This is a genomic window from Longimicrobium sp., from assembly GCF_036280135.1.
Lineage (GTDB): Bacteria > Gemmatimonadota > Gemmatimonadetes > Longimicrobiales > Longimicrobiaceae > Longimicrobium.
Genome location: NZ_DASURI010000734.1, coordinates 1 through 10275, shown reverse-complemented (window position 1 = coordinate 10275; position 10275 = coordinate 1). Strand labels below are relative to the sequence as shown.

General features: G+C 70.8%; 14 protein-coding genes. 10 read left to right on the top strand and 4 right to left on the bottom strand.

The features are described from left to right. The 9 genes from VFZ20_RS23765 to mazF all read left to right on the top strand — a co-directional run. Positions 1-490: glutamine amidotransferase-related protein (locus VFZ20_RS23765; protein WP_329686442.1), on the top strand; the 490-nt coding region annotated here is incomplete at its 5' end. Positions 491-765: 275 nt separating this feature from the next. Further along, positions 766-1062, top strand: coding sequence for an HU family DNA-binding protein (locus VFZ20_RS23760; RefSeq protein ID WP_329686441.1), 297 nt, complete (start codon positions 766-768; stop codon positions 1060-1062). 105 nt (positions 1063-1167) lie between these two features. Continuing rightward, a complete protein-coding gene (locus VFZ20_RS23755; protein WP_329686440.1) occupies positions 1168-1380 on the top strand; it encodes a hypothetical protein in 213 nt (70 codons plus the stop codon). A gap of 549 nt (positions 1381-1929) precedes the next feature. Beyond that, complete coding sequence (locus tag VFZ20_RS23750; protein WP_329686439.1) at positions 1930-2235, top strand: hypothetical protein; 306 nt, start codon at positions 1930-1932, stop codon at positions 2233-2235. Positions 2236-2416: 181 nt separating this feature from the next. Then, complete coding sequence (locus tag VFZ20_RS23745) at positions 2417-2662, top strand: MoaD/ThiS family protein (RefSeq protein WP_329686438.1); 246 nt, start codon at positions 2417-2419, stop codon at positions 2660-2662. Then, the gene (locus VFZ20_RS23740) at positions 2659-3111 is read left to right on the top strand and encodes a molybdenum cofactor biosynthesis protein MoaE (RefSeq protein WP_329686437.1); all 453 of its coding nucleotides are present in this window, start codon (positions 2659-2661) and stop codon (positions 3109-3111) included. The genes VFZ20_RS23745 and VFZ20_RS23740 overlap by 4 nt, the downstream gene beginning before the upstream one ends. After that, a complete protein-coding gene (gene moaA, locus VFZ20_RS23735) occupies positions 3108-4157 on the top strand; it encodes a GTP 3',8-cyclase MoaA (protein ID WP_329686436.1) in 1050 nt (349 codons plus the stop codon). Before VFZ20_RS23740 ends, moaA begins: the two co-directional genes overlap by 4 nt. A gap of 83 nt (positions 4158-4240) precedes the next feature. After that, the gene (locus VFZ20_RS32820; RefSeq protein ID WP_349264122.1) at positions 4241-4480 is read left to right on the top strand and encodes an AbrB/MazE/SpoVT family DNA-binding domain-containing protein; all 240 of its coding nucleotides are present in this window, start codon (positions 4241-4243) and stop codon (positions 4478-4480) included. Continuing rightward, positions 4477-4818, top strand: a complete 342-nt coding sequence (gene mazF, locus VFZ20_RS32815; protein ID WP_349264121.1) for an endoribonuclease MazF — start codon at positions 4477-4479, stop codon at positions 4816-4818. The genes VFZ20_RS32820 and mazF overlap by 4 nt, the downstream gene beginning before the upstream one ends. A gap of 95 nt (positions 4819-4913) precedes the next feature. Here the strand turns inward: mazF and VFZ20_RS23730 are convergent, their stop codons facing one another. Beyond that, positions 4914-5168 (bottom strand): hypothetical protein, encoded by a 255-nt coding sequence (locus VFZ20_RS23730; RefSeq protein ID WP_329686435.1) that lies wholly within the window; start codon positions 5166-5168, stop codon positions 4914-4916. A gap of 202 nt (positions 5169-5370) precedes the next feature. Here VFZ20_RS23730 and VFZ20_RS23725 point away from each other — a divergent pair, with 202 nt between their 5' ends. Further along, positions 5371-5880 carry a tRNA (cytidine(34)-2'-O)-methyltransferase gene (locus tag VFZ20_RS23725; protein WP_329686434.1) on the top strand — a complete coding sequence of 170 codons (510 nt, stop codon included), beginning with the start codon at positions 5371-5373 and terminating at the stop codon, positions 5878-5880. A gap of 468 nt (positions 5881-6348) precedes the next feature. Here VFZ20_RS23725 and VFZ20_RS23720 read toward each other — a convergent pair whose 3' ends face one another. The 3 genes from VFZ20_RS23720 to VFZ20_RS23710 form a co-directional block, all read right to left on the bottom strand. After that, entirely contained in the window at positions 6349-7767 is a 1419-nt protein-coding gene (locus VFZ20_RS23720) for a hypothetical protein (protein WP_329686433.1), read from the bottom strand. A 39-nt stretch (positions 7768-7806) separates the two neighbouring features. Continuing rightward, entirely contained in the window at positions 7807-9081 is a 1275-nt protein-coding gene (locus tag VFZ20_RS23715; protein WP_329686432.1) for a Ran-binding zinc finger domain-containing protein, read from the bottom strand. Positions 9082-9677: 596 nt separating this feature from the next. Next, positions 9678-10275: hypothetical protein (locus tag VFZ20_RS23710; RefSeq protein ID WP_329686431.1), on the bottom strand; the 598-nt coding region annotated here is incomplete at its 5' end.

The following is a 10275-nucleotide window of genomic DNA, read 5'->3' as shown; positions in this document are numbered from 1 at the left end:
GATCCTGGCGGCGGGCGCGGACGGGCTGTTCATCAGCAACGGGCCGGGCGACCCCGAGGCCGTGGGGCACGCGCTGGACGCCATCCGCGCGCTGTCGGAGCAGGGCAAGCCCATCTTCGGCATCTGCCTGGGGCACCAGCTCATCGCGCGGGCGTTCGGGGCGGAGACGTACAAGCTCAAGTACGGGCACCGGGGGGGCAACCACCCCGTGCGCCGGCTGAGCGACGGCGCCGTGGAGATCACGGCGCAGAACCACGGCTTTGCCGTGCGCGGGGACGAGCAGGGCATTCCCGGCGCGCCGGCGCTGCGGGTGACGCACATGAACCTCAACGACCACACGGTCGAGGGGCTGGAGCACCGGGAGCGGCCGGTTTTTTCGGTGCAATACCACCCCGAGGCGGCGCCGGGACCCCACGACTCGCGCTATCTCTTTGACCGGTTTGTGGATGAGATGGAGCGCCGCGGCGCATCCACCGCGCGAGACGCTTGACGGCGCTCGCGGCGCGCTTTATCGTTCCGGCCATATAAGTGACCTTCCACCAGATTCTTAGGCCACTTCGCCCGCGCGATTCCGCTTCCGGCCTCGATCCGACGCTCCCGATTACGAACGGACGCATTCGGCCATCCCGGGCCGGCGCCAAAGGCGCCGCCCGGCCGGGCCCCCGTCTGGCCGGGAACCACCGGCGGCACGGATGCACCAACCCGCGGGAACCACGGACCTCGCTCGCAGCCACGCACGGCACCAACCCCCAGGAGGAGCTTCACATGACCAAGGCGGACCTTGTCCAGCGCGTTGCCGACACCATCGGGCCCGGCGTCACCAAGCGCGACTGCGCGGTGGTGGTCGACGCGTTTCTGAACTCGGTGAAGGACGCGATGGCGGACCACCAGAACATCGAGATCCGCGGGTTCGGCACGTTCAAGGTCCGGGAGCGCAAGAGCCGCCTGGCCCGCAACCCCCGCACGGGGGACCCGGTGGAGGTGCCGCCGCGCGCCGTGCCCGTCTTCAAGCCCTCCAAGGAGCTGCGCGCCCTGGTCGAGGAGAAGCCGCTCGAGGTGTGAGCCGCGTCTCCGTGGCTGCTGCTGCGGCGCCCGTCCCGTGAACCGGGGCGGGCGCCGTTTTTGCGTCCTCCGGGGGTGTACCCCCGCACCCGGAGTCTCCGCACCATGCCCTATTCGATGGACCGCGCCGTGTCGCGCCATGGCCGCGACCGCGACCTGTTTGCCGACGGCCCGCGCCTGGGCCCGTACGAGGCCCCGTACGACACGCGCCGCGGCTACGACCAGCCCCTGCGCCGCGTCACGCGCGACGAGCGCGAGGTGGCCACGATCCTGTTCATGGGCCGCGAGGACCGGCTGACGGACGGGGCGGGGGAGTAGGGGCGGATGACTCGCCTCGGCGGGTGATGGCGCGGCGATGCAGTCCTCCTCTCGTCGAGATTACGGGAGCGCGGCAGGGCGGATGAGATGCAAGGTACACCGTCCACACGCCGAGTGAATGATGCGCCGAGGCCGGCGGAGGACGCGCCGGGCGACGGGGCGGGGGAGTAGCAGGACACGCCGCCCTCGCGCCGAGCGATTGAAATCGCCGCTGGAAAGTCGCGAAGTCCGCCTGCGCGGACTGCCCCAGATAGGCGGCGCCATGTGCACCGGGGCGGCCTTCGATGGCGCGAACGCGGCCCGTGTGCACAACGGACGGCGTGCGGCAGGAGCCGTCGGCGAAGGCCGACATCACGTTGTCATTGCCGCGAATTCATTCACCGTGGCGGGGGCGCCGCAACGCCGATTCAGATCCGCAGCCGAAATAGAAGCCCTGTTCCGTGATCCGCGGAGCAGGGCTTTTTTGCGTCGCGCGAGGATGGTGAGCGGTGCGGTGGCACTCAACCTGCCCGGCGGTGGGCGGACCGTTCACACCGGAGACCAGACGCGATGCTCATCCAGGAAGTGCTCACCGACCTGCCGGCGCCCGAAGTGATCGAGCGCGCCCGCGAGTGGTTCACGATGCGCCTTACGCCGTACGGCGCCTTTACGGAGGACGCCAGCGACACGCACATCAAGCTGATGAACGAGGCGGGCGAGCTCACCATCGGCACGGGGACGCAGGACGGGCGCACGCTCGTCCGCGGCAGCACCAGCCGCATGCACCACGAGCTGTCGCAGTTCCTCACCACGCTCGCCCCGCCCGAGGAGGTGCGCCAGAACCTGCCCGGCCCCGGCGTCTCCGGCGCCGGCTGAGGCAGCAGCCCTCGCGTATCCCCATCCGCCGCCCCGCCCGAACCCGCGCGGGGCGGTGGTGTATCCCGCCCACGGCCGTCATCCGCTATCTTTCGCTGCAGCCTGCGTGGATGCGCGGAAGCCGGCCACCGGACGCCGTTACTTTCGCACTCCCGCACTTTCGCACTCCCGCACTGCCGTCATGATCATCCGCTCCCTGTTCTTCGCCAGCTACCGCGACTTCGCCGGCCATGACGAGCTCTCCGTGGAGCTGCCGGACGGCGCGCGCGTGGCGGACCTGGTGGCGGGGCTGCGCGCGCGCGGCGGCGGGCTGGCGCGGCTCCCCGAATCGCCCGTGGCGGCCGTGAACATGGACTACGCGCCGCTCGCCACCGTTTTGCGCGACGGCGACGAGGTGGCGTTCATCCCCCCCGTGGCCGGCGGATGAGCGTGGACGCCAACGTGGCCCGCGTCACGGCGGACCCCATCGACCCCGCGCGGATGCTGAGCGGCGCGCTGTCCCCCGCGGACGGCGCGGCGCTGCTGTTCTGGGGCGTGGTGCGCAACGAGAACGACGGGCGCGCCGTGTCGTCGCTGGAATACTCGGCGTACGCGGAGATGGCGGAGCGCGAGATGCTGCGCATCGCGGACGAGGCGCGGACGCGGTTCGGGACGGGGGCCATCCACGTGGTGCACCGCATCGGGCTGCTGCAGATCGGCGAGGCCAGCGTGGCCATCTCGGTGGCGTCTCCGCACCGCGCCGAGGCGTACGAGGCGTCGCGCTACGTGATCGAGCAGCTCAAGCAGCGCGTGCCCGTGTGGAAGCGCGAGGGCTACGTGGACGGGCAGACGGAGTGGGTTCCCGGCTTTACTCCCGCCGCGAAGGAGGCGTCGTGACGCCGCTGGTGCAGCTGGGCCCGCTGGCCGTGGCGCCGTCGCGTCCCGTGCCCCAGTCGGGGCCGATGGCGGACGGCTTTGGCCGGCGCATCGAGTACCTGCGCATCTCCGTCACGGACAAGTGCAACCTGCGCTGCGTCTACTGCATGCCCGAGGAGGGGCTGCCGTGGATGAAGCGCGAGCAGATCCTGCGCTACGAGGAGATCGCCGAGGTGGTGCGGGTGATGGCGGACCTGGGGCTGCGCCGCATCCGGCTGACTGGGGGCGAGCCGCTCGTCCGCCGCGACCTGTCGTCGCTCGTGCGGATGATCCGCGCCGTGCCCGGCATCGACGACGTGGCGCTCTCGACCAACGCCGTGCTGCTGGCGGACCAGGCGGACGCGCTGCGCGACGCGGGCGTGGACCGCGTGAACGTGTCGCTGGATTCGCTGCGGCCGGAGCGCATCGACGCCATCTCGCGCCGGCCGGGCTCGGCGGAGGCCATCTTTCGCGGGCTGAAGGCGGCGGAGCGCGCGGGGTTTGGCCCCATCAAGGTCAACTGCGTGGTCATGCGCGGCCGCAACGACGACGAGGTGGCGGATTTCGCCGCCGTTACGCGCGAGCGGCCGTGGCACGTGCGCTTTATCGAGGTCATGCCCACGGGCGACAACCTGGGCGTGCAGGCCGACGAGTTCGTCAGCGCCGACGAGATGCTGGAGCGCGTCGGGCAGACGGGCGACCTGCGGCCCGTGGCGGGGCCGGGCGGCAACGGGCCGGCTCGCTATTTCGCGTTTCCCGGCGCGGCGGGGACGGTGGGCGTCATCACGCCCATGAGCCACAACTACTGCGAGCGCTGCAACCGCATGCGGCTCACGGCGGACGGCCAGCTGCGCCCGTGCCTGTTCGGCCACCTGCAGACCAACCTGCGCGACCCGCTGCGCCGGGGCGAGCCGCTGGAGCCGCTCATCCGCCACACGCTGGCGGTGAAGCCCGAGCGCCACTGGCTGGAGCACGGCACCGCCGCCGGCTCCGGCGGCCTCCGCGCGCTGTCGGAGGTGGGGGGATAGCATCCGCCGTCGGACTGACGCCTTGACGCTGAGCTGTGCCTTGGTATACTCAATGTATATACGATCTCAACGGAGAGGTGGGTATGCGAGCACGCGTTCAGAGGTGGGGCAACAGCTTGGCTCTGCGGATTCCCAAATCGGCAGCTGAGGCCTGTGCCCTTGAAAGTGGCGCCGAGGTGGACCTTTCTCTCGATGAAGGCCGTCTGATCGTCACTCCCGTGCCGCCTCGGTACACGCTCAATGAACTCCTCGCGGGCGTCACCGATGAAAATCTGCACGGGGAGATGGGGCCCCAGGGCAGTGTGGGGCTGGAGGCCTGGTGACAGGCACCGATGCCCCTGATCGAGGCGACCTTGTCTGGATTGACTTCGATCCCCAGGCAGGGCACGAACAGGCGGGGCGTCGACCGGCGCTGGTTGTCTCCCCTGGTGCGTACAACGCGCGGGTCAAGTTGGCGCTTCTGTGCCCCATCACGTCCCGGGTAAAAGGGTATCCTTTCGAAGTCGCCTTGCCGGAAGGACTTCTAATTTCGGGCGTGGTGCTGGCTGATCAGGTGCGATGTGTAGATTGGCGTGCGCGAAATTGCACGTTCGTGCAAGAGGCCCCGGCGTCCGTGGTACAGGAAGTTCTCGCACGAGTGGCGCCGCTTCTCACTCCGTAGATCCGACGAGCGGACGCAGCGCATTGGATTCGGATTGAAGAACGGCCGGCGTGAGCGCCTTGCTCACGCCGGCCGTTGTTTTTCGATTGTGGTCCTCAGCACATGCCGCCGCCGGAGCAGCCCTGCTCGCTGCAGCACATGCGCACGTCCGTGTCCGGGTACAGGCAGCGGCAAGTGTACTGGTCCACCGTCTCGCCCGGCTGGCAGCTGTGGTACACGGCGGTGGGGTAGACGCATCCCTCCTGCACCCGCGACACGTGCCCCACGACCGTGCCGCGCTCCGCCGGCCCCTCGTCCGGCGTGAACGACTCCACCCGCAGCGTCTCCACGTTCAGCTTGATCTTGCGCATGGTCGGATCTCTTCTGTGCAGGGCATGGAAGGAAAGACGGCTCGATCCATAGTCTAGTCCGGGATCGTGAGGGCGCAAGAGGCGCGGCGGATTGCGGACAGGCGGATGACATGCGGATCGTGCACCGGGCGCGTACCTTCCCCGCCCGATGTCGCGCCCACGTATCGGCGCGCGTCCTTCACCCACGATCGTATCGGAACCAATGTCGGAGGACCGAGCTGATTCCGGCGTGCTGCCCCTGGCGGAGCCCATCCACGTGGCCCTGTTCGAGCCGGAGATCCCGGGGAACGCGGGGAACGTGGCGCGCCTGTGCTCCGCGACGGGCTCGCCGCTGCACCTGATTGGCCGATTGGGATTCTCGTTCTCGCATCCCAAGGCCAAGCGGGCCGTGATGGACTACTGGGACGGCGTGGACTGGACGCACCACGTGGCCTGGGAGGACTTCGCGAGCGCCGTCGCCTCCCGGACGGTGTGGATGCTGACGACCAAGGCCCAGCGGACCATCTGGGACGCGCCGTTCGCGCCCGGCGACGTGCTGCTGCTGGGGCCGGAGTCGCGCGGGCTGCCGGACGCGCTGCTGGAGGCGGACCCGGCGCGGTGCCTGCGCATCCCCATGGTCTCCACGGCGCGTTCGCTGAACCTGGGCAGCTCCGCCAGCATCGCGCTGTACGAGGCCCTGCGCCGGTCCGTGCGGGGCGCGCCGCCGTCCTGAGAGGGTGTTGCCAGATATTGCACGTCGAACGCGTCATCCTGAGGAGCCGCCGCGCAAACGCTGATTCGCGCCGGTTCCATGGCGGCGACGAAGGATCGTGCCCGCAAAGCGACAAGTCGGCTCCGCGCACCAGGGCCGGTTTGTCGCTTCGAACACAAGATCCTTCGGTCGCGCCAAAGTCCTGTGCGCGTTCGATTTACGTACGGCGCTTCCTGAATAGAAAGAGAGGGCCGGTTCCAAGCGTCGGCCGCCATCGCGCGAGCGCCCCCTCCGGGCTCGCGGAGCTCGCCCACCTCCCCCAATAACCCCTGGGGGAGGTTGGACTGCGGCTTTCATCCCGCAGGGTGAGCGCAGCGCCGAATGACTCAGGATGACGCTCCCTGGGCGCCCGCCGAACGGCAGGTTGAGCAACACTCTCTGACGAATCCCGCCTCTCCGGCGAATGCCGTAGAGGCGAGGAATGCGCGGTCACCGACGCGCGGGGGACAGGCGCTGGTCGCACTGGTAGTGCGCGGGGGGCCGGCGCCAGCGGCGGCCGCTGCGCCAGCGCACGCACGCCGTCACGCTGTCGGCGGGAGCCAGTCGGCGCGTGTAGTTGTAGCCGCGGCCCACGCCCACGAGCTGACCCGGCCGGGTCCGGACCCATTCGTCCGCCGTGACCTCGAACTCGTCCGTGCCCCGCGGCGAACGCACGACGACGGTGTAGCGCTCCGTGCGCGCGGATTCGCGGCGGTTGGGCCCGGGCGCCACCGCCGGCCACACGGGCGGCGTCGTGTCGCCCCGGGCCACCACGGGAGCCAGCGGCTTCCATTGCGGACCGCGCCAGCGGTACAGCGTGCCGTACACGGGCACGCTGCGGTAGACGGGGACGCGTTCGGTCACGTCGTCGTAGTCCGGCTCCGTGCTGGAGTACGGCTCCTCGTACGTCTCCGTGCGGGTCTGCGTCTCGTACACGGGCTCGCTGCACGTCACGTCCTCGAAGTAGCCGTTGCCGCGGTCGCGCTGCCCGCAGACGGTCGACCGCGTGCCCACCTGCACCTGTTCGCTCACCTCGCGGGTGCGCGTGCGGGTGCCGGTCGTCGTGCGGCTTCCCCGGTCCACGCGGGTGGTGTGCTCCGTGTATCCCGTCAGCTCCTGGTCGTAGCGCTCGATCTCCCGTCGCTGGCCGAGCACCTGCGCGCTGTCGGGCAGGGCGAAGCTCTCGCCCTCCACGATGGCGCGCTCCTCCAGCGTGATCGCGCGCTCCCACCGCACGTCCACGATGGTCCCCGGCTCGATCCGGGCGGCGTCCAGGCGCGACTTCCTGGCCTCGTACCCGCCGCGGATGGCGCCGAACGACAACGCCAGGACGGCCGCCCACATGGGCCAGCAGCCCCAGGCGCATCCCAGCGCGGTGTCCTTCGCGGTCAGCGGCTTCGACGGGGGCGGGGATGACGGCGGTGTCTCGCCGGGCGGATCCTGCTTCGGCGGCGTCGCATCCGGATCAGCCGGATTCCCAACGAGAGCAGACACGGCCGGCTGCGGATCGGCCGGCGTCGCATCGGGGATGTGGATGCCGGCGGCGGGCGCGTCGGCGGAGCGGGGGACGCTCGCGGTGGCGTAGTCGATGACGGGCTGCGACGGGCTGGAGCCGCGCGCGGCACCGCATCCGCCGCAGGTGTCCACCATGTCGCGGTTGCTGGCCGCGCAGTGCGCGCAGACCCAGTCCGCGCCGGCCATCGCTTCCGCCAGCCGGGCCGCGTCCGTAACGACCGGCGCGTCGTCCGTCAGGTAGAAGCGCACGCCGGCAGGCCGTGGCTTGCCGCAGCCGGGGCAGTCCACGTGGCGGCCCTGGATGCGGACGGAACCGCAGCTCGGGCAGTCCCAGCGTCCTTCGCGGATGGCCATGGGCAGGGGAGGGAGGAGGTCGGCGGACGACGGACGGCGCTACCGTCGCCGGGGCGAGCAGCCGAGCGACGCGGGAGGCGGATCGCCCTTGCCGGCGTGCCAGCGGCGGCACGCGGGCAGGCTGTCCAGCGGCAGCACGTCATCCTGGTCGCGGTAGTACTCGCGCAGGCGCAGGGCGATGCGCTGGCCCGGGCTGAACCGCGCGAACAGGCTGTCGGCCCTGAGCTCCACGCGGTGCTCGCTGCCGCGCGCGTCGCGCACGTTCATCCAGTACGTCTCGCTTCGGCTCGCCTCGCGCAGCGTGTCCGACGGCAGCGCCGGCCACGTCCGCGCCGAGTCCGCCGGCCCCGACGACGTGACCCAGAACGTGCTCTGCTCGCGCCGCTGAAACGTGTACCAGGTGGCGTACACGGGCACGTTGGCGTACACGCGGTTGCGCGACATCCGCCGCTCCGTGCCCGCGGGAACGCTGCGGTAGCGCGGCTCGTAGCGCGTTTCGGTGCGGGTGCGGGTCTCGTAGACGGGCTCGCTGCACTCCACGTCCTCGAAGTAGCCGTTGCCCAGGTCCTTCGTGCCGCACACACGCGTCGTGGTGCCCACCCGCACCTCGTCCGACACCGTACGCCGGACCGTATCCACGCCGGCGAGCTCGCTGCGAAAGGTGGGAACGTCCGCCCACGTGGTATCCACGCGGGCCAGGCGCCGCTCCGTGCGCACCAGCCGCCGCTCCTGTGCGGTCACCTCCGCGTCGGGGGGCACCGTCCACCCCGAGTCGGCGGAGGTGCCCACGATGTAGTAGCTGATGGTGCGCTGCCAGCGCAGCGCCTCCACCCGCGCGGGGACGATCTCCGTCCGTTCTGCCTGCCCACGGGTGAGGCCGATGACCAGGGCGATGGGCAGAAGGCAGATGGCCGCGATCCCCATCAGCAGGTTTCGCGAGGCGCGCCTGTGGTTGCCCTCCTTCGCTTTCGGCGCGGCCGCGAGCGGAAGGGGCTTTCCGCCGGCGCGCGGGATCTCGTTCTGCCCGTACTGGACGACGCGTTGCGAGGGGCTGTCCTCGCGCGGCGCCCCGCATCCGCCGCAGTGGGCCAGCAGGGCGCGGTTGCTGGCCGCGCAGTGGTTGCAGATCCAGTCCGCGCCGGCCTGGGCCTCGCGCAGCTGCTCGGGATCGGTGATGGCCGGCGCGCCCGCGGCCAGGTAGAAGCGCACGCCGGCGGGGCGGGGCTTTCCGCAGCCCGGGCAGTCCACGTGGCGCCCGTAGATGCGGACGGATCCGCAGCTCGGGCAGTCCCAGCGTCCTTCGCGGATGGCCATGGGCGGGGGGATGAAGGGAGGCGGATGAAGGGTGCCGGATCCGGCGGTCGGCGCGCGCGAAGGGGAGGGTAGCGCGCGTCGGTGTAAATTCGGGCGGATGATACGCGGATGCGGATCAGCGAGTTCCCGCGGTGATGCTCGTGCGGCTCTGATCCGGCAACGGTCGTCCCCCAGCCGAGCGAATGAATTCGCCGCTGGAAGTTCGCGAAGTCCGCCTGCGCGGACTGCCCCAGCGCATGCCCGTCGGTGTGCACCATGAGCCACGAACCAGCCGTTGAAGCCTCACGCAGTTTGTGAGGCTTTCCGCAGTCGTTGCGGCGGCTTCAGCCGCTCCGGCTGGGAGGTGGCCATGCCGGATCAGGCAATCGGCATATGCGCGTTTGTCTTTTCCTCGCCCGTGCTGTCGCACGCTGGGTTCGGGCGAGGGGTTCGTGCACGGGGGAGGTCCGCGCGGGGCGCGACCCGATTCTTCGCTCCGCGCCATCCGGCACGGGACGGATCGCGCCGGCGCTCCGCTCAGAATGACAGCAGGGGACGAATCCCGTTGCCGCGGTTTCCTTCACACCGTCCAGCACGGCCGCGCGACGCGGTTCCGTCTACCGCTTGGGCGGCTGCGCGGGGACGGTGCAGCCGAGCGAGTCGCCGGGCGGATCGCCGCGGCCGCGCTGCCAGCGCCGGCACGCGGCCAGGCTGTCCGCCGGGTACACGAGCGCGCCGCGCAGCGCGTTCTCCTCCAGCCGCAGCGACACGCGCTGCCCCACGCGCCACGCGCTGAACACGGGGGACTCCACCTGCATGCCGAACGGCTTTCCGCCCGCGCGCATGAAGCTCATCCAGTACGCCTGCCGCCGCCGCACGATGCGCTGATCGGCAAGCAGCGTGGTGTCCGGCCAGGCGGCCTGCGCCGTATCACCCTTCGCCGACCGCACCTCCACGCTGTCCCACGTGGCCACGCGGTAGGTAAAGAACGTGTCGTAGACGGCCACGCGCCGGTGCACGGGCACGCGCACCGTCTCGGTGTCCCAGTACGCCTCCGTGCGATAGGCCGGCTCCTCGTACTCCTCCGTGCGGTACTCGGGGACCTGGTACGATTCCGTGCGCGTGCGCGTCTCGTAGACGGGCTCGCTGCACTCGATGTCCTCGAAGTAGCCGTTGCCCAGGTCCCGCTGCCCGCACGTGTAGGTGCGCGAGCCC

Bases quoted from the DNA above. Each gene is read 5' to 3' on its own strand.
- VFZ20_RS23760 (WP_329686441.1), top strand. From the start codon at position 766: ATGACCAAGGCGGACCTTGTCCAGCGCGTTGCCGACACCATCGGGCCC.
- VFZ20_RS23755 (WP_329686440.1), top strand. From the start codon at position 1,168: ATGCCCTATTCGATGGACCGCGCCGTGTCGCGCCATGGCCGCGACCGC.
- VFZ20_RS23750 (WP_329686439.1), top strand. From the start codon at position 1,930: ATGCTCATCCAGGAAGTGCTCACCGACCTGCCGGCGCCCGAAGTGATC.
- VFZ20_RS23745 (WP_329686438.1), top strand. From the start codon at position 2,417: ATGATCATCCGCTCCCTGTTCTTCGCCAGCTACCGCGACTTCGCCGGC.
- VFZ20_RS23740 (WP_329686437.1), top strand. From the start codon at position 2,659: ATGAGCGTGGACGCCAACGTGGCCCGCGTCACGGCGGACCCCATCGAC.
- VFZ20_RS32820 (WP_349264122.1), top strand. From the start codon at position 4,241: ATGCGAGCACGCGTTCAGAGGTGGGGCAACAGCTTGGCTCTGCGGATT.
- VFZ20_RS23730 (WP_329686435.1), bottom strand. From the start codon at position 5,168: ATGCGCAAGATCAAGCTGAACGTGGAGACGCTGCGGGTGGAGTCGTTC.
- VFZ20_RS23725 (WP_329686434.1), top strand. From the start codon at position 5,371: ATGTCGGAGGACCGAGCTGATTCCGGCGTGCTGCCCCTGGCGGAGCCC.
- VFZ20_RS23720 (WP_329686433.1), bottom strand. From the start codon at position 7,767: ATGGCCATCCGCGAAGGACGCTGGGACTGCCCGAGCTGCGGTTCCGTC.
- VFZ20_RS23715 (WP_329686432.1), bottom strand. From the start codon at position 9,081: ATGGCCATCCGCGAAGGACGCTGGGACTGCCCGAGCTGCGGATCCGTC.